Source organism: Pseudomonas medicaginis (assembly GCF_965119365.1).
In the GTDB taxonomy this organism is placed as follows: Bacteria; Pseudomonadota; Gammaproteobacteria; order Pseudomonadales; family Pseudomonadaceae; genus Aquipseudomonas.
Window position 1 is genome coordinate 6,750,513 of the sequence record NZ_OZ221631.1, and the last position, 24,119, is coordinate 6,774,631.

Annotated in this window: 18 protein-coding genes and 1 tRNA gene; 16 read left to right on the forward strand and 3 right to left on the reverse strand. The window is 60.3% G+C overall.

Annotated features, from left to right (window positions below):
- Positions 1-18: 18 nt before the first annotated feature.
- The 3 genes from ACMTA2_RS29860 (at position 19) to ACMTA2_RS29870 (ending at position 4,142) form a co-directional block, all read left to right on the forward strand.
- Entirely contained in the window at positions 19-1,290 is a 1,272-nt protein-coding gene (locus tag ACMTA2_RS29860; protein WP_003206179.1) for a YeaH/YhbH family protein, read from the forward strand.
- Positions 1,287-2,852 (forward strand): SpoVR family protein, encoded by a 1,566-nt coding sequence (locus ACMTA2_RS29865; RefSeq protein ID WP_413792934.1) that lies wholly within the window; start codon positions 1,287-1,289, stop codon positions 2,850-2,852. Before ACMTA2_RS29860 ends, ACMTA2_RS29865 begins: the two co-directional genes overlap by 4 nt.
- A gap of 63 nt (positions 2,853-2,915) precedes the next feature.
- Complete coding sequence (locus ACMTA2_RS29870) at positions 2,916-4,142, forward strand: multifunctional CCA addition/repair protein (RefSeq protein ID WP_413792935.1); 1,227 nt, start codon at positions 2,916-2,918, stop codon at positions 4,140-4,142.
- Between the two features lie 140 nt (positions 4,143-4,282).
- Here ACMTA2_RS29870 and folK read toward each other — a convergent pair whose 3' ends face one another.
- Positions 4,283-4,801, reverse strand: a complete 519-nt coding sequence (gene folK / locus ACMTA2_RS29875) for a 2-amino-4-hydroxy-6-hydroxymethyldihydropteridine diphosphokinase (protein ID WP_092331251.1) — start codon at positions 4,799-4,801, stop codon at positions 4,283-4,285.
- A complete protein-coding gene (folB, locus tag ACMTA2_RS29880) occupies positions 4,792-5,145 on the reverse strand; it encodes a dihydroneopterin aldolase (protein ID WP_018607238.1) in 354 nt (117 codons plus the stop codon). Before folB ends, folK begins: the two co-directional genes overlap by 10 nt.
- A 74-nt stretch (positions 5,146-5,219) precedes the next feature.
- Between folB and plsY the strand changes: the two genes are divergently transcribed.
- Entirely contained in the window at positions 5,220-5,789 is a 570-nt protein-coding gene (gene plsY, locus ACMTA2_RS29885) for a glycerol-3-phosphate 1-O-acyltransferase PlsY (RefSeq protein WP_413792936.1), read from the forward strand.
- 8 nt (positions 5,790-5,797) lie between these two features.
- On the opposite strand, the gene tsaD is transcribed toward plsY, so the two are convergent.
- Entirely contained in the window at positions 5,798-6,823 is a 1,026-nt protein-coding gene (gene tsaD, locus ACMTA2_RS29890) for a tRNA (adenosine(37)-N6)-threonylcarbamoyltransferase complex transferase subunit TsaD (protein WP_413792937.1), read from the reverse strand.
- A 199-nt stretch (positions 6,824-7,022) separates the two neighbouring features.
- Here tsaD and rpsU point away from each other — a divergent pair, with 199 nt between their 5' ends.
- From rpsU to ACMTA2_RS29950, 12 genes are all read left to right on the forward strand, one after another.
- Entirely contained in the window at positions 7,023-7,238 is a 216-nt protein-coding gene (gene rpsU, locus ACMTA2_RS29895; protein WP_002551877.1) for a 30S ribosomal protein S21, read from the forward strand.
- 479 nt (positions 7,239-7,717) lie between these two features.
- Entirely contained in the window at positions 7,718-9,676 is a 1,959-nt protein-coding gene (gene dnaG / locus ACMTA2_RS29900; RefSeq protein WP_413792938.1) for a DNA primase, read from the forward strand.
- Between the two features lie 67 nt (positions 9,677-9,743).
- Positions 9,744-11,591 (forward strand): RNA polymerase sigma factor RpoD, encoded by a 1,848-nt coding sequence (rpoD, locus tag ACMTA2_RS29905; protein ID WP_413792939.1) that lies wholly within the window; start codon positions 9,744-9,746, stop codon positions 11,589-11,591.
- A gap of 127 nt (positions 11,592-11,718) precedes the next feature.
- Positions 11,719-15,462, forward strand: a complete 3,744-nt coding sequence (locus tag ACMTA2_RS29910; protein ID WP_413792940.1) for an EAL domain-containing protein — start codon at positions 11,719-11,721, stop codon at positions 15,460-15,462.
- A 15-nt stretch (positions 15,463-15,477) separates the two neighbouring features.
- Positions 15,478-15,554, forward strand: a tRNA-Ile gene (locus tag ACMTA2_RS29915).
- A gap of 189 nt (positions 15,555-15,743) precedes the next feature.
- Entirely contained in the window at positions 15,744-16,673 is a 930-nt protein-coding gene (gene pcaQ / locus ACMTA2_RS29920; RefSeq protein WP_413792941.1) for a pca operon transcription factor PcaQ, read from the forward strand.
- Positions 16,674-16,799: 126 nt separating this feature from the next.
- Positions 16,800-17,519 (forward strand): protocatechuate 3,4-dioxygenase subunit beta, encoded by a 720-nt coding sequence (gene pcaH / locus ACMTA2_RS29925; RefSeq protein ID WP_413792942.1) that lies wholly within the window; start codon positions 16,800-16,802, stop codon positions 17,517-17,519.
- Between the two features lie 12 nt (positions 17,520-17,531).
- Positions 17,532-18,134, forward strand: coding sequence for a protocatechuate 3,4-dioxygenase subunit alpha (pcaG, locus tag ACMTA2_RS29930; protein ID WP_413795744.1), 603 nt, complete (start codon positions 17,532-17,534; stop codon positions 18,132-18,134).
- A gap of 315 nt (positions 18,135-18,449) precedes the next feature.
- Entirely contained in the window at positions 18,450-20,813 is a 2,364-nt protein-coding gene (locus ACMTA2_RS29935) for a hypothetical protein (RefSeq protein ID WP_413792943.1), read from the forward strand.
- Positions 20,814-20,849: 36 nt separating this feature from the next.
- Entirely contained in the window at positions 20,850-21,311 is a 462-nt protein-coding gene (locus tag ACMTA2_RS29940; protein ID WP_018607342.1) for an Lrp/AsnC family transcriptional regulator, read from the forward strand.
- Positions 21,312-21,587: 276 nt separating this feature from the next.
- Positions 21,588-23,270 carry a flavin monoamine oxidase family protein gene (locus ACMTA2_RS29945; RefSeq protein ID WP_413792944.1) on the forward strand — a complete coding sequence of 561 codons (1,683 nt, stop codon included), beginning with the start codon at positions 21,588-21,590 and terminating at the stop codon, positions 23,268-23,270.
- Between the two features lie 12 nt (positions 23,271-23,282).
- On the forward strand, positions 23,283-24,077 hold the full coding sequence (locus ACMTA2_RS29950) for a carbon-nitrogen hydrolase family protein (protein ID WP_413792945.1): 795 nt from the start codon (positions 23,283-23,285) through the stop codon (positions 24,075-24,077).
- The last annotated feature ends 42 nt before the right edge of the window (positions 24,078-24,119 follow it).

Genomic DNA, 24,119 nt, shown 5'->3' on the forward strand with positions numbered 1-24,119 from the left:
GCTCCCCCGGAGGGGCCTATGAGCTATGTGATCGACCGACGCCTTAATGGCAAGAACAAGAGCACGGTGAACCGCCAGCGGTTTCTGCGGCGTTACCGTGACCACATCAAGAAGGCCGTCGAAGAGGCGGTCAGTCGGCGTTCCATTACCGACATGGAACACGGCGAGCAGATCAGCATCCCCGGCCGCGACATCGACGAGCCGGTGCTTCACCATGGTCGCGGCGGCAAACAGACCGTCGTGCATCCTGGCAACAAGGAATTCACCAGTGGCGAGCACATCCCCCGACCTCAGGGTGGAGGTGGCGGCAAGGGCCCCGGCAAGGCGGGCAATTCCGGTGAGGGCATGGATGAGTTCGTCTTCCAGATCACCCAGGAGGAATTCCTGGAGTTCATGTTCGAGGACCTGGAGCTGCCCAACCTGGTCAAGCGCAACCTGACCGGCACCGACACCTTCAAGACCGTGCGTGCCGGTATCAGCAACGAAGGCAACCCATCACGCATCAACATCATCCGCACCCTTCGTTCAGCCCATGCCCGGCGCATCGCCCTGTCGGGCAGCAGCCGCGCCAAACTGCGCGAAGCCAAGGAAGAACTGGCCCGCCTCAAGCGCGAAGAACCCGACAATTTCGGCGACATTCAAGACCTTGAGGCGGAAATCGAGAAACTCAGCGCACGTATTCATCGTGTTCCGTTCCTCGATACCTTCGACCTCAAGTACAACCTGCTGGTGAAACAGCCCAATCCCAGCTCCAAGGCGGTGATGTTCTGCCTCATGGACGTGTCGGGCTCCATGACCCAGGCCACCAAGGACATCGCCAAGCGCTTCTTCATCCTGTTGTACCTGTTCCTGAAGCGGAACTACGACAAGATCGATGTGGTGTTCATCCGCCATCACACCAGCGCCCGGGAAGTGGACGAAGAGGAGTTCTTCTACTCCAGGGAAACCGGCGGCACCATCGTTTCCAGTGCCCTGAAGCTGATGCAGGAAATCATGGCCGAACGCTATCCGGCCAACGAATGGAACATCTATGCGGCCCAGGCGTCGGACGGCGACAACTGGAACGACGATTCGCCGATCTGCCGCGACATCCTGATCAACCAGATCATGCCGTTCGTCCAGTACTACACCTATGTGGAAATCACGCCACGGGAACACCAGGCCCTGTGGTATGAATACGAACGGATTGCCGAAGCGTTTTCCGACACATTTGCCCAGCAGCAACTGGTCTCGGCCGGGGATATCTACCCGGTCTTCCGTGAACTCTTCCAGCGCAGGTTAGTGACATGACCGCCAAAAAAGAGCAGAAACGCCAACCCATTTCCACCGGCTCCGAATGGACGTTCGAGCTGATCAAGGCCTACGACCGCGAAATCAGCCGTATCGCGGACCGCTATGCCCTCGACACCTACCCGAACCAGATCGAGGTGATTACCGCCGAGCAGATGATGGACGCCTACGCGTCTGTCGGCATGCCGCTGGGCTATCACCACTGGTCCTACGGCAAGCACTTCCTCAGTACCGAGAAATCCTACAGTCGCGGCCAGATGGGGCTGGCCTATGAGATCGTGATCAACTCCGACCCTTGCATCGCCTATCTGATGGAAGAAAACACCATCTGCATGCAGGCCTTGGTGGTGGCACATGCCTGCTACGGGCACAACAGCTTCTTCAAGGGCAACTACCTGTTCCGCACGTGGACCGATGCCAGTTCGATCATCGATTACCTGGTGTTCGCCAAGCAGTACATCATGCAATGCGAGGAGCGCCACGGTATCGACGCGGTGGAGGACCTGCTGGACTCCTGCCATGCCCTGATGAACTACGGCGTGGACCGCTACAAGCGGCCGTATCCGATTTCCGCCGAAGAAGAACGTCGGCGCCAGAAAGATCGCGAAGAGCACCTGCAAAAACAGATCAACGATCTGTGGCGCACCATTCCCAAGGGTGCGGACAAGTACAACGAAAAAGACAATGCCCGTTTCCCGGCCGAACCCCAGGAAAACATTCTCTATTTCATCGAAAAACATGCGCCACTGCTGGAGCCCTGGCAGCGGGAAATCGTGCGCATCGTGCGCAAGATCGCCCAGTATTTCTATCCACAGCGCCAAACCCAGGTGATGAACGAAGGCTGGGCCACGTTCTGGCACTACACGCTGATGAACGATCTGTACGATGAGGGCCTGGTCACCGACGGCTTCATGATGGAGTTCCTGACGTCCCACACCAGCGTGGTGTTTCAGCCTGGCTTCGACAGCCCGTACTACAGCGGCATCAACCCTTACGCCCTGGGTTTCGCCATGTACCGCGACATCCGGCGCATGTGCGAAAACCCCACCGAGGAAGATCGTCGCTGGTTCCCGGAAATCGCCGGTTCGGACTGGTTGTCCGCGATTAAATTCGCCATGAGCAGCTTCAAGGACGAAAGCTTCATCCTGCAATACCTTTCGCCCAAGGTGATCCGCGACCTGAAGCTGTTCAGCATCCTGGATGACGACCAGAAAGATGACCTGGTGGTGCCGGCCATTCACGATGAGAGCGGCTACCGCATCATCCGCGAAACCCTGGCGGCGCAATACAACCTGGGCAATCGCGAGCCCAATGTGCAGATCTACAGCATCGATCGCCGCGGAGACCGCTCCCTAACCCTGCGGCACCAGGCGCACAACCGCAAACCACTGGGTGACTCCACCGATGAAGTGCTCAAGCACCTGCATCGCCTCTGGGGCTTCGACATTCACCTGGAAACCCTGCAAGGCGACCAAGTGATGAAAACGCATCATGTGCCGCCCAGAAGCGAACAAACCGAAGGCGACTATGGCCGCCTGGACCTGGCCGTCATTCATCTTTGATCCCATTTTCGCCTCCGGACGTCTGACGCAAAGGTTATCCTGTCGGACCAACGGAGGTTTTTTATGCAGATCTATAAAGTTGGCGGCGCCGTACGCGATCGCCTGCTGGGCATTCCCGTCACCGACGTCGATCGGGTCGTGGTGGGGGCTACCGCCGAGGAAATGCTCGCCAAAGGGTTTCGTCCCGTAGGGGCCGATTTTCCGGTATTCCTGGACCCGAAGACAGGCGAGGAATACGCCCTCGCCCGCACTGAGCGCAAGAGCGGCCGCGGCTATGGTGGCTTCGTATTCCATGCCAGCCCTGAAGTGACCCTGGAGCAGGACCTGGTTCGCCGGGACTTGACCATCAATGCCATGGCCGAAGACGACCATGGCAACCTGACCGATCCGTACCACGGCCAGCGCGACCTGGAAGCCCGGGTACTGCGTCACGTCTCCCCCGCTTTCGCCGAAGATCCGCTCCGAGTCCTGCGGGTTGCCCGCTTTGCCGCCCGTTATGCACCATTGGGCTTCAAGGTGGCGGAGGAAACTCTCCAACTGATGCGCCAGCTCAGCGAGTCCGGGGAACTGGAGGCGCTGACGGCCGAGCGCAGTTGGAAAGAGATTTCCCGCGCCCTCATGGAAAAACAACCACAGGTATTCATCCAGGTCTTGCGCGACTGCACGGCCCTCAAGGTCTTGATGCCCGAGGTCGACGCACTGTTCGGCGTGCCCCAGCCGGAAACCCATCACCCGGAAATCGACACTGGCGTCCATACCCTGAGCGTGCTGGAACAAGCCGCCCTGCACCAACAACCGCTGACAGTCCGCTGGGCCTGCCTGCTCCATGACCTGGGCAAAGGCCTGACGCCCCAACACGAATGGCCGCGACACATCGCCCATGAGCACACGGGGTTGAAGCCGATCAATGCGGTCAACGAGCGCTTCAAGGTGCCCCGCGACTGTCAGGAATTGGCGTTACTGGTAGGCCAATACCACACCCATGGTCATCGCGCGCTTGAGCTCAAGGCGTCGACCTTGCTTGAGCTGCTGCAGAGTTTCGATGTTTACCGTCGACCTCAGCGCTTCGAGGAATTCATCGCCGCTTGTGAGATGGATGCGCGGGGGCGCAAAGGGCTTGAAGACAGAAGTTATCCACAGGCTGATTATTTGCGGGGCGCAGCGGCAGCAGCCCGCGCAGTGGCGGTGCAGCCCTTGCTGGAGAAAGGCTTCAAGGGACCGGAGCTGGGTGAGGCGATCAAGCGCGAGCGGCTCAAGGCGTTGAAAAGCTACAAGGAAGCGGCGAGCTGACGTCAGCTTGCATTTTTGCTAGATGAATGGCCGTCCATCGCGAGCAAGCTCGCTCCCACAGTGGATCTGGTGAACACAAAATATGTGTCCGCTGAGACTCTAATGTGGGAGCGAGCTTGCTCGCGATAGCGGCAGGCGCTTCAGCGCAGATTCGATGGCGTAAGCTGCTGGCCACGCCATTCGAAAGCCACTGGCGCCAGCACCTGGTCGATCTGCGATTCTTCCCACAAAGTGGCGAAGCTTTTGCCCACGCCTGGGTGAATCCGATCCGGCGCGATCAATGACAAAGGCCATAGGACGAAGGCGTTCTTGAGGATTTCCGCGCGCGGCAGGATCAGCCCGTCGAAGTTGCCGACCTGCTCGCCATACAGCAGCACGTCGATATCCAGCGGCAGTCCCTTGCGGTCCGGCGCATAGCGACCGTTGTCAGCCTCGATGAACTTGAGGCGTCGGTCCAATTCCATCAGCGGCAGATCCGTGAAGGCCGAGACGACAAAGTTGAAGAACGGCCCGCTCTTGATCCCCACTGGCTGGCTCTCGAACACGGCCGAACAGCGCATGTCCACGAGGAAGCCGGCCAGGGCCTCAAGACCGGCACACAAATGGGTTTCGCGCTCGATATTGCTGCCGAGCCCGAGAAAAACCTGAGTCAGCGACATCCGCGCTCGATCTCCACGCCAACGCCGCTGGCCGCTGGTACGGCGCCCGGCTTGGTCACTTTCAGACGCAGCCAGGTGATCTTGAACTCGTCCATGAGTGCCTGGGCCAGCCGCTCGGCAAAGGTCTCGACCAACTGGAACTGCGCCTGCTCGGCAAACGCCTGGATGCGCGACGACACGCTGGCGTAGTCGAGCGCCAGGGTCAGGTCGTCACCCGCGGCGGCCGGGCGGTTATCCCAGGCGAAGCTCAGGTCAAGCCGCAGGCACTGTCGGATGCCTCGCTCCCAGTCGTAGGCACCGATTACCGTGTCGACTTCCAGGCCCTCGATAAACACTCTGTCCAAGCACTCTTCTCCGCAGCACGACAAGGGCGCAATGCCCCGTTAGAATCAGGGCGTCCTCGCCCGGAATAGTTAGCATGTCTTGGTTACTGGCGATTCTCGCCTACCTGCTCGGCTCGCTGTCCTTCGCCATTTTGCTCAGCCGCCTGACCGGTCGCCCGGATCCGCGAATGAGTGGCTCGGGCAATGCCGGCGCCACCAACATGCTGCGCCTGGCCGGACGCAAACTCGCCATCCTGACCCTGCTGGGCGACCTCTGCAAAGGCCTTGTCCCGGTACTGATCGCCAGCCTTGCAGGGCTCTCCTTGCAGCAACAGGCCTGGATCGGCGTCTGCGCCGTCATCGGGCATCTCTTCCCGCTGTACTTTCGCTTTCGCGGCGGCAAGGGTGTCGCCACCGCTGCCGGCATGCTGCTGGGCCTGTACCCGCCCGCCGCCCTGCTGGCTGTCTGTGCCTGGCTGCTGACGTTCTACCTGACCCGCACCAGCTCCCTGGCCGCGCTGATCGCCACGCCACTGACCCTGCCGTTGCTGGCCTGGCAGCAACCGGCGGCCTTGCTGCCCATGACCGCGCTGGTGGCACTGATCGTCTGGCGCCACCGGGGCAATCTACGCGACCTGTTCGCCGGGCGCGAACGGCATTTTTAAATGATGCTTCACAGGGGCGCCAACTGCTCCATCGGCCAGCGCGCCTGCACGCTGATCGCCAGGCTTTCCTGCTGGCCGGCCTGCAAGCGCTGGCAACCGGCAAAGGCAATCATTGCGCCGTTATCTGTACAGAACTCCGGCCGGGCGTAGTAAACGTCGCCGTTCATGTCGCCGAGCATTTTTTCCAGCGATGTGCGCAAGGCCTTGTTCGCGCTCACGCCACCGGCAATCACCAGGCGCTTGAGCCCGACCTGCTTCAGGGCACGCTTGCACTTGATGGTCAAAGTCTCCACCACGGCCTGCTGGAACGCCAGCGAGATGTCGCAACGGGCTTGCTCACTGTCGTCCCCGGCGCTGACGCACTGCTGCCAGGTGTTCAGGGCGAAGGTCTTCAGCCCGCTGAAACTGAAATCCAGGCCGGGGCGGTCACACATCGGCCGCGGGAACACGAAACGCCCATCGACGCCTTGCATCGCAAGCCGGGAAATTTCCGGCCCACCTGGGTAATTGAGGCCCATCATTTTTGCGGTTTTGTCGAACGCTTCGCCGGCCGCATCGTCGAGGGATTCGCCGAGCAGCTCGTATTGGCCGATTCCATCGACCCGGATGAGCTGCGTATGGCCGCCCGATACCAACAAAGCGACGAACGGAAACTGCGGCGGTTGCGCCTCCAGCATCGGTGCCAGCAAGTGGCCTTCCATATGGTGCACACCCAAGGCCGGGATCCCCCAGGCAAAGGCCAGCGCCTGGGCACAGGAAGCGCCGACCAGCAACGCGCCGACCAGGCCCGGGCCGGCGGTGTAGGCAATGCCGTCGATCTCGGTCGGCACGCAGCCGGCTTCGGCCAGGACCTGGCGGATCAGGGGCAGCATGCGCTTGACGTGATCGCGAGAGGCAAGCTCGGGCACTACCCCGCCGTAGGCGCGGTGCAGGTCGATCTGACTGAAAAGCGCATCGGCCAGCAGGCCGCGCTCACTGTCGTAAAGTGCGACACCGGTTTCGTCGCAAGAGGTTTCTAATCCCAGTACTAGCATGGGTTTGCGCCTTGTAGAGGCTGAATTCGAAGGCGCGCATAATAGTCGTCGCGTCGTGCCCCGACCAGCGGTTTTCGATCAGAGGCTTTGCATTCCGAGCGTTGAGGGGTTAACATCCGCAACCCTTAAAAACCGACGTCTTCAAGTGCTCTTTTGCCGCGAGGATGTTGACCCCGGTAATGAATGAAGGTAGCTCTGGATGCCAGCCGTCAAAGTAAAAGAGAACGAACCCTTCGACGTAGCTCTGCGTCGTTTCAAGCGCTCCTGCGAAAAAGCCGGTGTTCTGGCTGAAGTTCGTAGCCGCGAATTCTACGAGAAGCCGACTTCTGAGCGTAAGCGCAAGGCAGCAGCCGCTGTTAAGCGTCACGCCAAGAAAGTTCAGCGCGAACAGCGCCGCGCCGTACGTCTGTACTAATACACAGACGTTCGTAGCAAGCTTCTGCCAAGCCCGGCCTTCAAGCCGGGCTTATGGCATTTGCGGATTAACGCTTGATGCTTCACTGTCAAAGTCGCAGACGCGACCAAGACAACCTGCTTCACCGCGTCAGACCTGGCTCTTTTGCCAGCGGTGCACGTCCTTCCTGACGAGCCTTCCAAGGCTACCGACGAGCACACCCTGATTCCTCTAACGACGATCAGCCCAAGGCACCTGCTTGCGTGCCCGCTTCATGAGCTATCCGAGGCCTGACCGGCCGTTACCGGACTCAGCGCAACACATTCAAACAGTCGAATACTGATAGTGATTAACGTCAGTGGATAATCGGCAGATACACTTCCCGACAGCGATGATGCAGACGACCCGGTCGAGCCACCGATTTAGCGTGCCTCAAACCCAGACCCGGTTACGCCTGCCGATTTCGGGTCCCTATTTCGCGCAGTGATGATGAGAACGCCATGGCCGGGCTGATTCCCCAGAGCTTTATTGACGACCTCCTGAACCGCACCGACATCGTCGACGTGGTCAGCTCTCGCCTGCAAATGAAGAAAGCAGGCAAGAACTACACGGCCTGCTGCCCGTTTCACAAAGAGAAGACGCCCTCTTTCAGCGTCAGCCCCGACAAGCAGTTCTACTATTGCTTCGGTTGCGGTGCGGGCGGCAACGCCCTCGGCTTTCTCATGGATCACGACAACCTGGACTTTCCCCAGGCCGTCGAAGAACTGGCCAAAGCCGCCGGGATGGAAATTCCCCGCGAGGAAAGCGGTCGACCGCACAAGCCGCGCCAACCGACCGATTCACCGCTCTACCCGCTACTGACAGCGGCGGCCGATTTTTATCGCCAGGCCCTCAAAAGCCATCCGGCGCGCAAGGCTGCGGTGGACTATCTCAAGGGCCGCGGCCTGACGGGCGAAATCGCCCGTGACTTCGGCCTTGGCTTCGCCCCACCCGGCTGGGACAACCTGTACAAGCATCTAAGCAGTGACACGTTGCAACAGCGCGCCATGATCGACGCCGGCCTGCTGATTGAAAACGCCGAAACCGGCAAGCGCTACGATCGCTTTCGCGACAGGGTCATGTTTCCGATCCGCGACACCCGCGGGCGGATCATCGCCTTTGGTGGCAGGGTGCTGGGCGATGACAAGCCGAAATACCTGAACTCCCCGGAAACCCCGGTGTTCCATAAGGGCCAGGAACTCTACGGCCTGTACGAGGCGCGCAAGAACAACCGCAACCTCGACGAAATCATCGTCGTCGAAGGCTACATGGACGTGATAGCCCTGGCCCAGCAAGGCCTGCGCAACGCTGTCGCGACACTGGGCACGGCCACCAGCGAAGAGCACATGAAGCGCCTGTTTCGCGTCGTGCCCAACGTGCTGTTCTGCTTCGACGGCGACCAGGCCGGTCGCAACGCTGCCTGGCGCGCCCTGGAAGCCACCTTGCCGTGCCTGCAGGACGGCCGGCGGGCACGCTTCCTGTTTCTGCCCGAGGGCGAGGACCCGGACACCCTGGTGCGCTCCGAAGGCACCGACGCGTTCCGTGCGCGGATCAACCAGCACGCGCAACCGTTGGCCGACTATTTTTTCCAGCAGCTGACCGAAGAAGCCGATCCACGCTCCCTCGAAGGCAAGGCCCACATGGCCACCCTCGCGGCGCCGCTGATCGACAAGGTGCCTGGCGCCAACCTGCGCACCCTCATGCGCCAGCGCCTGACCGAAATCACCGGGCTCAACAGCGAAGCGGTCAACCAGTTGGTGCACAACGCTCCCCAGGAGGCGCCGCCGGCGTATGACCCGGGCATCGATTACGATGCGATGCCGGACTTCGCCGACTATCATCAACCCCAGCAGGACTACGCCCCGCAACAGGAATGGACGCCGAAAAAACCCGGCAGCGGCGGCAAGAAATGGGACAAGAAACCCTGGGATAAGAACAGCAAACGCGGCGATCGCGACCAACCACGTGCCCCGCGCGTGCCGGCCGCCGTCGAACCACCAACACTGGCCGCCCTGCGCACCTTGCTGCATCACCCGCAACTGGCGGAAAAAGTAGAGGACGCAGGGCACTTCGCCGCCGAGGACCACAGCAATACGCAATTGCTGGTCGCCCTCCTTGAAGCCGTGCAGAAGAACCCCAAGCTAAACTCTTTCCAGTTGATCGCACGGTGGCACGGTACCGAGCAGGGGCGCCTGTTGAAGGCCCTGGCCGAGAAGGAATGGCTGATTGAGGGAGATAACCTTGAACAACAGTTTTTCGACACCATTACTAGCTTGTCTGCCCGCCAACGCGAGCGAAACCTGGAACAACTTCTGCGAAAAGCTCGTCAGAGCGAGTTGACCAGCGAAGAGAAAAACCAATTGCGCGACCTACTCAGCCGCAATGTTTGCGCATCAAACCCGACCTCAACTGGCGCGTGAGGTCACAGCTCAGGTATAATCCTCGGCTTGTTTTTTGCCCGCCAAGACCTTCAGTGGATAGGGTGTTATGTCCGGAAAAGCGCAACAGCAGTCTCGTATCAAAGAGTTGATCCTATTGGGTCGTGAGCAGGGCTACCTGACTTACGCGGAGGTCAACGACCACCTGCCGGAGGATATTTCAGATCCGGAACAGGTGGAAGACATCATCCGCATGATCAACGACATGGGGATCAACGTATTCGAGGTTGCTCCAGATAAGGATGCCCTTATGCTGGCCGACGCCGATACCGACGAGGCGGCCGCTGAAGAAGCGGCCGCAGCGTTGGCAGCGGTCGAGACCGACATTGGTCGCACCACGGACCCCGTGCGCATGTACATGCGTGAAATGGGTACGGTAGAGCTCCTCACACGTGAAGGCGAAATCGAAATCGCCAAGCGTATTGAAGAAGGCATTCGTGAAGTGATGGGCGCAATCGCGCACTTCCCTGGCACGGTTGACCATATTCTCTCCGAGTACACCCGCGTCACCACCGAAGGTGGCCGCCTGTCCGACGTCCTGAGCGGCTATATCGACCCGGACGACGGTATTGCACCGCCTGCCGCCGAAGTGCCGCCGCCGATCGACGCGAAAGCCGCCAAGGCCGACGACGACACCGATGACGACGACGCCGAAGCGAGCGACGACGAGGAAGAAGCCGAAAGCGGTCCGGACCCGGTCATCGCCGCACAGCGTTTCGGCGCCGTGGCCGACCAGATGGAAATCACCCGCAAGGCGCTGAAAAAGCACGGCCGCAACAACAAGCAGGCAATTGCCGAACTGTTGGCACTGGCCGAGCTGTTCATGCCGATCAAACTGGTGCCCAAGCAATTCGAAGGCCTGGTCGAGCGTGTTCGCAGTGCCCTGGATCGCCTGCGTCAGCAAGAGCGCGCGATCATGCAGCTTTGCGTGCGTGATGCCCGCATGCCGCGTGCCGATTTCCTGCGCCAGTTCCCTGGCAATGAAGTCGACGAAAGCTGGACCGATGCACTGGCCAAGGGCAAGAGCAAATACGCCGAAGCCATTGCCCGCCTGCAGCCGGACATCGTTCGTTGCCAGCAGAAGCTCAGTGCACTGGAGGCCGAGACCGGCCTGAGCGTCGCCGAGATCAAGGACATCAACCGTCGCATGTCGATCGGCGAGGCCAAGGCCCGTCGCGCGAAGAAAGAGATGGTCGAAGCGAACTTGCGCCTGGTGATCTCCATCGCCAAGAAGTACACCAACCGCGGCCTGCAATTCCTCGACCTGATCCAGGAAGGCAACATCGGCCTGATGAAGGCAGTGGACAAGTTCGAATACCGTCGCGGCTACAAGTTCTCGACTTATGCCACCTGGTGGATCCGTCAGGCGATCACTCGCTCGATCGCCGACCAGGCCCGCACCATCCGTATTCCGGTGCACATGATCGAGACGATCAACAAGCTCAACCGTATTTCCCGGCAGATGCTGCAGGAAATGGGTCGCGAACCGACGCCGGAAGAGCTGGGTGAACGCATGGAAATGCCTGAGGACAAGATCCGCAAGGTATTGAAGATCGCCAAAGAGCCGATCTCCATGGAAACCCCGATCGGCGATGACGAAGACTCCCATTTGGGTGACTTCATCGAAGACTCCACCATGCAGTCTCCGATCGATGTCGCCACTGTCGAGAGTCTCAAGGAAGCGACTCGCGAAGTACTCTCCGGCCTCACTGCCCGTGAAGCCAAGGTACTGCGCATGCGCTTCGGCATCGATATGAATACCGACCACACCCTCGAGGAAGTCGGTAAGCAGTTCGATGTCACCCGTGAGCGGATTCGCCAGATCGAAGCCAAGGCGTTGCGCAAACTGCGCCACCCGACGCGAAGCGAGCATCTGCGCTCCTTCCTCGACGAGTGACCTTCAAAACCCCCGGCCCTGCCGGGGGTTTTGTCATCTGCGGATAAAATCCCCTTCGTTACGCTCCTCAGCACCCTGTTGCCCGTCTACACTCGACTCATCCTCCCCAAGCCATGACGAGACAGTGATGCCCAGACTGACGGCCGCGCTTTTGCTGTCATTGATGACCTGGACCGCAACGGCTGGTGCGTTGACGCTCACCGACGACGAGCTCCGCTGGCTCAAGGACCACCCCGACCTGCGCCTGGGCATCGACGCCTCATGGCCGCCGTTTGAGTTTCGCGACGATCAAGGCCGCTATCAAGGCCTGGCCGCCGACTACATCGAGATCATCCGTGAACGATTGGCCGTCAGGCTCACGCCCATCGAACCGGCCAGCTGGACGGCCGTGCTGGAGCAGGTCGCACAGGGCAAGATCGACCTTTTGCCGGGCATCATGTCCACCCCGGAACGCCAGAACTACCTGGCCTTTACCCGCCCTTACCTGGATTTCCCCATTGTCATCCTGGCCCATCACGGTGGCGCCCAGCCCCACAACCTCACGGAGCTGTACGGGCTGAAAATCGCCGTGGTGGAGAACTATGCCCCCCATGAATTGCTGCGCAGCCATCATCCCGACCTGAACCTGGTGGCACTGCCCAACATCAGCTCAGCCCTGCAAGCGCTGGCAACCGATGAAGTGGATGCGGTGGTGGGCGATCTGGCGTCCAGTGTCTGGAACCTGCGCCAACTCAAGCTCGAAGGCCTTTATGTCAGCGGGGAAACGCCTTATCGCTATCAATTGGCAATGGCCGTTCCTCGAGACAACAAGATATTGGTAGGCATCCTGGACAAGGTCATCGCGGACATGAGCCCGGCCGAGGTCGCCGAGATCCAGCAGAAATGGGTCGGCAATGTGCACGACTATCGCCAGCTCTGGTCCGACTTACTGTTTTACGGCCTGCCTGCGCTACTGCTCCTGGTTGGCATATTGGCGGCGGTGATTCGGATCAATCGCCGCCTCAGCTCGGAAATCGCCCGACGGGTCGAGCTCGAGCAGGAGCTGCGCAGCAGTGAATACCATTACCGCGGGCTGGTGGAGAGTCTGTCGGCCATTGCCTGGGAGGCAAGGGTCAGCGATTTCACCTACAGCTACGTGTCGCCCCACGCCGAAGACCTGCTGGGCTATCCCCTCTCCCATTGGCTGGTCCCAGGCTTCTGGCGCAACATCATTCATCCGGCCGACCTGATCCGTGCCCAGAGCTACTGCGATCATGAGGTGCTGGCGGGTCGCGACCACTGCATCGATTACCGGGTCATCACCGCTGATGGCCGCTGTCTGTGGGTACGCGACATTGTCAGCCTGATCGAACACGGGCACGAACCGCTGATGCGGGGACTGATGATCGATATCAGCGAAGCCAAGCGCACCGAGGAAGCGCTGCGTCTTTCGGAGCAGAAATTTGGCTCTGTCTTCCGCCAGTGCCCGGACATCCTGGTGATTGCACGGTTGTTGGACGGTTGCCTGTTGGAGGTCAACAAGGCCTTTGAAGAACAGATTGGCTTGAGTGCCGCGCAGGTGGTGGGACGCAACGCAACCGAACTGAATATCTGGGGCATCCAAGGCGTGGGACCTAGCCTGTTGCAGCGCTTGCAGGCCGGTAGCATTCGCAACCTGGAGATGCCCTTTCGCCGCAGCAATGGCCAGGTGTTCACCGGGCTGATTTCCGCCGAGCCTTTCGACCTCGACACGACGCCAGCCTTGGTCGTGGTGGTACGGGACATCAGCCAGCTCAAGGAAACCCAGCAGCAACTGCAGACGTCCGAAGAGAAGTTCGCCAAGGCGTTCCACGCTTCGCCCGATGGCCTGCTACTGTCCCGGCAAAGCGACGGCCTGCTGATTGAAGTCAACGAAGGCTTCAGCCGCATTACCGGTTTCAACAGCGCCCTGTCGGTCGACCGCTCCACCCTGGACCTGGGCATCTGGGTCAATCTCAACGAGCGCAAGCAGATGCTCGACCTGCTGCAACGGGACGGCTTTGTCAGGGACTTCAGCTGCCATATCCGGCGTAACGACGGGCAGATACGGCTCTGCGAGGTGTCCAGCCGTCCGTTGCCCATCGGCGACGAAGATTGCATGTTGACCATCGCCCGGGACATCACCGAACGCCATCTGATGCAGGAAAAGCTGCAACAGGCCGCCACCGTATTCGAAAGCACCGCCGAAGGCGTGCTGATCACCGATACTCAACAGCACATCAGCGCCGTGAACCGGGCCTTTACCGAAATCACCGGCTACAGCGAAACCGAAGCCTTGGGTCACACGCCTCGGTTGTTGGCTTCCGGCCTGCATGACAGCGCGTTTTACGCCGCGATGTGGCACCAACTGACGGCAGAAGGACATTGGCAGGGAGAAATCTCCAACCGGCGCAAGAACGGCGAGCTGTATCCCAGTTGGCTGACCATCAGCGCAGTGCGCAATCGGGACCGGCAGATCACCCATTTCGTCGCGGTCTTCGCCGATATCTCCAGCCTCAAGCATGCCCAGGCGCGCCTCGATTACCAGGCCCACCACGACCCGTTGACTGGCCTGCCCAATCGCACGCTGTTCGAAAGCCGCTTGCTGGCAGCCCTCAACAGCCAGCAGGAAAACGGCGGCCAAGGTGCCGTGCTGTTCCTGGATCTGGACCGCTTCAAGCACATCAATGACAGCCTCGGGCACCCGGTCGGCGACCTGCTGCTCAAGGGCATTGCCGTGCGTTTGCGCGAGCAGTTGCGCGACATCGACACCGTGGCACGCCTGGGCGGCGACGAGTTCATCATCCTGCTGCCGGGCCTGCAGCAACCCAGCGATGCCGAGCACATCGCCCAGAAACTGCTGAACGGCTTTACCGCACCGTTCCAGGCCGGCGAACACGAGTTCTTCATCAGCGCCAGCATCGGCACCAGCCTCTACCCGCAGGATGGCTGCGACGTCGCCACGCTGGTCAAGAATGCCGACGCGGCGATGTACCGCTCCAAGGCCAAGGGGCGTAACAGGGTGGAAAGCTACACCCGCGACCTTACCGCCCAGGCCAGCGAGCGCGTGGCCCTGGAACACGAGCTGCGGCGAGCGATCGAGCGCAACGAACTGTCATTGTCCTTTCAACCGAAGATCAGCCTCATCGACAATCGCCTGGTGGGGGCCGAGGCGCTGATTCGCTGGACCCACCCGACGTTTGGCGACGTCCCGCCCGAACACTTCATCCCGTTGGCGGAAGAAAACGGCATGATCCTGCAGATTGGCGACTGGGTACTGGAAAACGCCTGCCGACAACTGTGCGAATGGAACAGCACCTACGAAAGCCTCGGCCCGCTGTCGGTCAACCTGGCCGGCGCCCAACTGCGTCAACCCAACTTGCTGGGGCGCATCGAACAACTGTTGCGCGAACACCAGCTCAAGCCTGACTTATTGCAACTGGAAATTACCGAAAATTTCATCATGAGCCAGGCCGAAGAGGCCCTGACGGTGCTGTACCAGCTGAAAAAGCTCGGCGTGCAGCTGGCCATCGACGATTTCGGCACGGGCTACTCCTCCCTCAGTTACCTCAAGCGCCTGCCGCTGGACATTCTCAAGATCGACCAGTCCTTCGTTCGCGGCCTGCCCGACGACCCCCACGACGCGGCCATCGTACGGGCAATCATCGCCCTGGGCCGCAGCATGCAATTCACCATCATCGCCGAGGGCGTCGAAACCCTGGCCCAGCAGCAATTCCTGGCGCAAGAAGGTTGCGAACAGATCCAGGGCTACATCGTCAGCCTGCCCCTGTGCGCCGACGAGTTCGCCGCAACGTTTCTACGTGTGGCCGTATCGGATTTTTCGGATAGCACAGCCGAGAAACCATCGCTATAATCCGCGGCCTACTGAGGGCCTATAGCTCAGTTGGTTAGAGCAGAGGACTCATAATCCTTTGGTCCACGGTTCGAGTCCGTGTGGGCCCACCATACTCAAAGCCGCGCATTGCGCGGCTTTGTCGTTTCTGAGACTGTGGACTTTGCGCACCAGGCGAAGATGTTCATGAACGGCTCTGCAACAGGTAGTCCCCCAGCGAGCCTCCCACTGTCGCCTTCAGGCGTTGCAACCCGCAGCACAAACACTGCGCATCCCAAAGTCCTTTGAAGGCAGCGACCCGATTGAACATCGACACACGCATCAAATTCCGTCATCTGGTGTGTTTTCTCGAAGTGGCGCGCCAGGGAAGCCTGGCCCGTGCGGCAGACAAACTGGCAATCAGCCAACCGGCGCTTTCCAAGACGTTGAAGGAGTTGGAAATGTTGCTGGCCGCCGTGCTGTTCGAACGAAGCAAGAAGGGGGCGACGCTGACGGAAGCTGGCGCAGCTTTCCTGCGATATGCGGGGCCGAGCGTGCAAGCGCTGCGAGAAGGGGTCAATAGCCTGCGCGCAGGTGTCCACGAGCCCATTGCCATTAGCGTTGGCGTGCTGTCCACGGTCGAAAGCCTGTTGGTTCCTGAGGTTGTCTGTCGATTGCATGCTCGACATCCGGCCCTCGTAATCAGCGTGGTGACCGGCCCCAGTGCGCATTTGCTATCGCAACTGCGCGTTGGTGAATTGGACCTGGTGGTTGGCAGAATGACCGATAGCCCATTGATTCATGGGCTGGCGTTCGAACACCTCTTCAGCGAGTCCATGACCCTGGTGGTGTGCAACGACCATCCTGTGCTCGCCAATCCACAGGGGCATAAGAATCTCGAAGACTATCCTTGGGTGCTTCCACTGGCGGGGACGACCATCCGTAAATTCGCCGACGCCCTGTTTGTTCAGCACGGCATTACCCCATCACGCCAACGCCTGGAAACCCTATCGGTCGCGTTGAGTCGGCGCTACGTACAATGCAGCCAGGCCATCTGGGTTGCGCCTTTCGACGCGGTCCGGCAGGACTTGAAACAAGGCGCTTTGGTGGAACTGGAATTAGGGACACGGGAACCAGGCGGTTCCGTGGGGCTGTGCACCAATCCCGCGTTGCCGGTGACACCCCAGGCGCAGTGGTGCATGGAAGCACTTCGCGAAGTCGGGCAGGAATACCTCGAAGGAAAATACCCATAACCATTTGGATATGGATCGAGTCGGTTTTTTCAATGTTGGGTTGGACCGCGCCGGAGGACACTGGGCTACCCGTTGCTGCCATGCAGCGCTTGCCTCTGCCGAACCATAACAACAGGAAAAATCGACATGTCTGATGCGCATGACAGCCGCTTCGTCATTCGTGACCGTAATTGGCACCCCAAAGCCCTGACACCTGACTACAAGACTTCGATCCTGCGTTCCCCGCGCCAGGCCCTGGTGAGTATTCCCCAGTCGCTGTCGGAAACCAGCGGGCCGGATTTTTCCCATCTGAAAATGGGCCTGCACGATAACGATCTGCTGCTCAATTTCAATCACGGCGGCTTGCCCATCGGCGAACGCATCATCGTCGCGGGCCGGGTCTGTGACCAATTCGGCAAACCGATTCCCCATACGTTGGTGGAAATGTGGCAAGCCAATGCGGGGGGTCGTTACCGGCATAAGAAAGACAGCTATCTGGCGCCGCTTGATCCAAATTTCGGCGGGGTCGGCCGCGCGCTGACTGACCGTGACGGCAACTACAGCTTCCGCACGGTCAAACCGGGTCCTTACCCATGGCGCAACGGTCCCAATGACTGGCGACCGGCCCACATCCATGTCTCCATCAGCGGTCCGTCCATTTCCACGCGCTTGATAACTCAACTGTATTTCGAAGGCGATCCGCTCATTCCCATGTGTCCGATCGTCAAGACGATCGCGAATCAGGAGGCGGTGCAGAGTTTGATCGCCAAGCTTGATATGAGCATGGCCAATCCTATGGATTGCCTGGCTTATCGCTTTGATATTGTTCTGCGCGGACAGCGCAAGACCCACTTCGAAAACCGCTGAGGAGGCATGCGCATGTCCGTTCAACTTCTGCCTGAAACCCCTTCGCAAACAGCCGGCCCTTATGTGCATATCGGCTTGGCGCTGGAGGCGGCTGGTAATCCGCCGCGGGAACAGGAAATCTGGAATGAAATGGCCAAGCCTGGCGCACCAGGTGAGCACATCGTACTGATGGGCCACGTGTATGACGGCAACGGCCATTTGATTCGTGATGGATTTCTGGAGTTTTGGCAGGCGAATCCGCAAGGCGTCTACGACACCGCATACGATCTGGAAAAGCCCTTCAACTGTTTTGGCCGTACTGCCACCGCCGACGACGGAGCGTGGATCATCAAGACCGTAAAACCCGGCACCGTGAAAAACGCCGCAGGTGTTCCCATGGCCCCGCATATCAACGTTTCCCTGTTTGCTCGCGGGATCAACATTCACTTGCAGACCCGCCTGTATTTCGACGACGAATCCGAGGCGAACGCCGTGGACCCCGTCCTGGGTCTGATCGAGCAGTCGCCACGTCGCGAATCCCTGATTGCCAAGCGCTCCACGCTGGACGGCAAGTTGGTTTATCGGTTCGACATTCATGTGCAAGGTGAATCAGAAACGGTGTTCTTCGATTTTTAATCGCCACTTGCACAGTGCCCGGACCTGAGCACTCGGGTTGTTTAGATGCCGCCCACCCCTAAAACCAGACCCATCAGGGTCTGGTTTTTTGTCGAACTCAGCTTTGAAGGCTGACGATTTTTTGATCGCCATAACAACTCTGGTAACCAACCGCTCCCCGTCCTTGCCCCTGTACTCACCTGTAGTAATACTCTGTGAAGTTCACCCTCCCCACGCCTAAGCCCCCGCAGCTTCCTCACCGAGACGCCCATCATCGCCAGCCCCAGCCTCTCTCGACTGTTTCTTGACCTGTTCTGGCAACTCAGCATCCTGCTGGTGCCGGCCTTTTTCGTCACGCTGCTGCCACCTGCGCTGGCTTTATTGGTAGTGCTGTTCTTCGGCCTGCTGATGGGACTTGCCGCGCGTCTGGGCTGGCTATCGATCGGTCGAGGCTGTGCCCGGCTGATGATCGGCGCCGTGTTCGGCCTGGGCTTCAGCCTGGGCAGGGCCCTGCCCGAGTGGTGGGGAATCCTGGTGGCAATTGTCAGCATCATCGGCGGACTCGCGTGCGTCAGCGCATGGGAGCGGCGTTTGGGCTTGGTGTTGGTTGGCGTCAAAGGAGCCAGTGCCTGGGGAGGAAGCGAACCGCAACTGACGCCTGAAGGTGAACCGATCCGGGCGTTCAACCACGGCGAAATCGCCATGGGCGGCCCGACTTATTGCGACTATCTGTTCCCCGACGGTGTGCTCCTGCAAGGCCTTGGCTCTTCGGCCGTGTTCTCCAGCGACGGGCGTTATTTCGCGGCACCGATACCGTCCCGGCAGGCATGGGGATTGGTGGTGCTCGACCGTCAGCAACGCCAGTTGTACCGCTGCGCCGACAGCGAACTGTGGGAGTTGGACGCTTTTGACCTCGACGTATTGCGCGGCCGCCACAGTCCATTGGTGGATGACAGCGTTCGCGAAACCCGGCTCGATGAGCTGTTAAAAACCGCCAGCGTTTCCAATCTGGTGCCTGTCGCCGATCTCTGGCTGGAACCCGACTGGCATCCGGAGCATCTCCTACACACATTCGAACGACGTTCCGCTGATGGCCTGCAATGCCTGCAAGGCAACATTTCATTGCCTTCGACGTTCCGTGATCTGGCCCAGCCACTGGAACCGCTGCGTTCACCGCGCTACACCGTCAGCGTCAACGGGCAACCGTCCGACCTGCTGATGGCGGCCGATGCGCCGTTGGTGTGGAGCAGCGATCAACGCGCCCTGGTCTGCCTGGCCCAGGCGCGGGATCCTCAAGCAGATGGCGACCAGTATTGGTTGTGGCAGCTCGACAAAGGCTGGCGCGCCTTGCCATTGCCGTGGGTGAAGAGTGCCGCTGAACCGTCCTTCTACTGGCATGAGTTGCTGAGCCTCGATGCGCACCATGTGCATATCGGCGCGTACCTCGATTATCCGCGACCGGGTTCCGGCCGATATGGCTACCGCCTGGACAGCATCCACAGCGATACCGAAACCCAGGCCGGTCATGACGCCCAGGGGCGGGTAAACGTCGCTGAATTCACACTGACCCGCACGGCCATTGTGATGCCGCTGGACAGCCGAGGCCTGCGCGGTGACTCGTACATCGAGACGCAGCCGATGCTGGGTGGCGCATGCGCTCAGTTGATCTGGCTTTGCGACAATCGCGAGGGGCTTGGCGGTTATCGCTGCCAGATCGGTGATTGGCACTTGCCAGGCAGTTGGCTGCTGGATCATCGCGTCTCTGATTGCGGGCGTTACCTGGCACTGCTGCCCTTTGCCGACTTAACGACAGTGACCACCCATGCGGTCATTGCAGATGTGAAAGATCGACGCCTGCTGGAAGGCCCCTCCATGTGGGTGGAACGGATACTCGACTTTCGGGATGACCACTTGAGTCTGGCAGTGGTGGCCGGTCGTCTTGACCACGACCTGGACAGCAGCGCACTGCAACGCTTCAACATCCCTGCACCGCTGATCGGCAGCGACCCTTCGTTCTTTCATCCCAGCGAGCAATCCCGGCTGTTCTACAACACCGTGGACCTGCAGGTAACAGACTCAAAACTGCACAGCGTTGCCCCCTGGCGCCTGGTGGAGTGTCCGCAAGTGGCCAACGCCGACGGTGACTTCATCCAGCCGGCCCCCGACCATAAGGATGCCGCCTGGCTGTTCGGCAGCGAAACGGAATATGCCGACAGTTGGGTGCGTGCACAGGCGCCACGGCTCGGAGGCCATTTGCTGACAGCCTCAGGCTGCGCGCTGGCTGACCTGGCACCGTCGATGATCTGGTCGACGGACAGCCGTTACCTGGCCCTGACCTGCATGGCAACCGATGTGACAGAACAGTGTGGACGTTATCGAGGCTGGCAATTGCTGCTCCTGGATGTCGAGGAACACACGTTGCGGGTGCATCCGCAGTGGCTGGGCAACCGGCCATTGTTTGAAAGCTTCGACGACGAACAGCTGCATGTACGGTGTTTCGAGCGCGATTGGGAAGCGCAAGACAATGACGACCCAGGCTCAGTGCAGTCGTTCTCACTGGATTTCTTGTTGCAGTTGCCCACCGAACAGCTGGTTTGCCAGGACGGTTTCTGGTTCAGGACTTCACAGGTACACCTGGCCTGCGCCTGGCGCGCACTGGCTTTGCCTGCCATCGGCTATTTCGCACGTGAGAGCCTGTAACATGCTCGCTATCGAATGCCTGCGCCGGAGCCCACTTTGACTGATACCCGCCCTCCCGTCCTCGACGAAATCGACCGGCAGCTGATCGCGGCGCTGCAAATCAACGCCAGGGAAAGCGTCGCCATGCTCGCCCGGCAACTGGGTATCGCCCGCACCACCGTGACCTCGCGGCTGGCACGTCTGGAAAAGACCAAGGTGATTACCGGATATGGCGTGCGCCTGGGGCAACGAGTGATTGACGGCGGCTTGCAGGCTTACGTCGGCATCAAGGTCCAGCCGCGTTCCGGCAAGGACGTGCTGCGCCGCTTGAGCGCCATGGCCCAGGTACAGCAACTGTGCGCGGTCAGCGGTGAGTTCGACTATGTCGCCTGGTTGCGCACGGACTCGCCGGAACAGCTGGACCAGTTGCTGGACCAGATCGGCAGCGTGGACGGCGTGGAAAAGACCACCACCTCGATCATCCTCAGCAGCAAGATCGATCGAGGCCAGCCAGTCTAAGCCCTGCGTCACTTAACCTGTGGGAGCGAGCTTGCTCGCGATGGCGGTCTGTCAGTCCATGAACTGCTGACTGAACCGACGCTATCGCGAGCAAGCTCGCTCCCACAGTGGACAGGTTTCGTCATTATGTTTTGTAAATAGATCAAAATGACTGTCATACGCTCAAAACGACGACATATTGTGTCTTATTAACGTGCTCCACGCTCCCTAGAATGGCTGGCATCTTTCCTATACTCAGACGCGAACGTCGCGTCGAGACGCCCATCAAGGTCCGCCATGAACAAGCACAATCGCCACCCAGCAGACGGCAAGAAGCCCATCACCATTTTCGGGCCCGACTTTCCTTTCGCCTTTGACGACTGGATCGAGCATCCAGCAGGCCTGGGCAGTATTCCTGCCCACAACCACGGTACGGAAGTGGCGATTGTCGGTGCCGGGATCGCCGGCCTGGTGGCGGCATACGAGCTGATGAAGCTGGGGCTCAAGCCCGTGGTCTACGAGGCCTCGAAGATGGGCGGGCGCCTGCGTTCACAGGCGTTCAACGGCGCCGAAGGGGTGATTGCCGAGCTGGGCGGCATGCGTTTCCCGGTGTCCTCCACCGCGTTCTACCACTACGTCGACAAGCTGGGCCTGGAGACCAAACCGTTCCCCAACCCGCTGACCCCGGCTTCCGGCAGCACAGTCATCGACCTGGAAGGCCAGACCTATTACGCGCAGAAACTGGCGGACCTTCCCGCACTGTTCCAGGAAGTCGCCGACGCCTGGGCCGATGCACTGGAGGATGGCGCGCGCTTTGGCGAGATCCAGCAGGCAATTCGCGACCGCGACGTGCCGCGCCTCAAGGAATTGTGGAACACCTTGGTGCCGCTGTGGGACGACCGCACCTTCTATGACTTCGTCGCCACCTCCAAGGCGTTCGCCAAGCTCTCGTTCCAACACCGCGAAGTGTTCGGCCAGGTCGGTTTCGGCACCGGCGGCTGGGATTCGGATTTCCCCAATTCGATGCTGGAAATCTTCCGCGTCGTAATGACCAACTGCGACGACCACCAGCACCTGGTGGTCGGTGGCGTCGAGCAGGTGCCCCACGGCATCTGGAAGCACGTGCCGGAACGCTGCGTGCACTGGCCCGAAGGGACCAGCCTGGACTCGCTGCACCTGGGCGCACCCCGCAGCGGCGTGAAGCGCATTGCCCGTGCGGCCGATGGCCGGTTCAGCGTGACAGACGTATGGGAAAACACCCGCGAATACGCCGCAGTGCTGGTCACTTGCCAGAGCTGGTTGCTGACCACCCAGATCGAATGTGAAGAAGCGCTGTTCTCGCAAAAAATGTGGATGGCCCTGGACCGCACCCGCTACATGCAATCGTCGAAGACCTTCGTGATGGTCGACCGGCCGTTCTGGAAGGACAAGGACCCGCAAACCGGTCGCGACCTGATGAGCATGACCCTGACCGACCGCCTGACCCGTGGCACCTATCTGTTCGACAACGGGGACGACAAGCCTGGGGTGATTTGCCTGTCGTACTCCTGGATGAGCGACGCCCTGAAAATGCTGCCGCATCCAGTGGAAAAACGCGTGAAGCTGGCCCTCGATGCCCTGAAGAAGATCTACCCCAAGGTGGACATCGCCGCCCGGATCATCGGCGACCCGATCACCGTGTCCTGGGAAGCCGACCCGCACTTCCTCGGTGCCTTCAAGGGCGCCCTGCCCGGCCACTATCGCTACAACCAGCGCATGTACGCACATTTCATGCAGGACGACATGCCGGCCGAACAACGCGGGATCTTTATCGCCGGCGATGACGTCTCATGGACACCGGCCTGGGTTGAAGGCGCGGTACAGACCTCACTCAATGCCGTATGGGGAATCATGAAGCACTTCGGCGGTGAAACTCACGCCGAGAACCCGGGTCCAGGTGATGTGTTCCATGAGATCGGTCCGATCGCCCTGCCTGAATAAAAGGAGTTTTCGATGCGTGTAGCCCTCTATCAATGCCCACCGCTGCCCCTGGATCCGGCCGGCAACCTGCAACGCCTGCACCAGGTGGCGCTGGAAGCCAGGGGCGCCGATGTGCTGGTGCTGCCGGAGATGTTCATGACCGGCTACAACATCGGCGTCGATGCGGTGAACGTGTTGGCCGAGGTCTACAACGGCGAGTGGGCGCAACAGATCGCCCGCATTGCCAAGGCAGCCGGCCTGGCGATTGTCTATGGCTACCCTGAACGCAGCGAAGAGGGGCAGATCTACAACGCCGTGCAACTGATCGACGCCCAGGGCGAGCGCCTGGCCAACTACCGCAAGAGCCACCTGTTCGGCGACCTCGATCACGCCATGTTCAGCGCTGGCGACGCCGCATTGCCCATCGTGGAGCTCAATGGCTGGAAGCTTGGCCTGCTGATCTGCTACGACCTGGAGTTTCCGGAAAATGCCCGACGCCTGGCCCTGGCCGGCGCCGAGCTGATCCTGGTGCCGACCGCCAACATGCAACCCTACGAGTTCATCGCCGACGTCACCGTGCGGGCCCGAGCCATCGAGAACCAGTGTTTCGTGGCATACGCCAACTACTGCGGCCACGAAGGTGAATTGCAGTATTGCGGCCAAAGCAGTATCGCCGCACCGAATGGCAGCCGCCCGGCGCTGGCGGGGCTGGACGAAGCCTTGATCGTCGGAGAACTGGATCGACAACTGATGGACGACTCCCGCGCGGCCTACAACTACCTGCACGATCGCCGCCCTGAGCTTTACGACGACCTGCACAAACACTGATTGAGGATTGAGAACGCGGCCTAATCCGCTAGCATGAGCGCA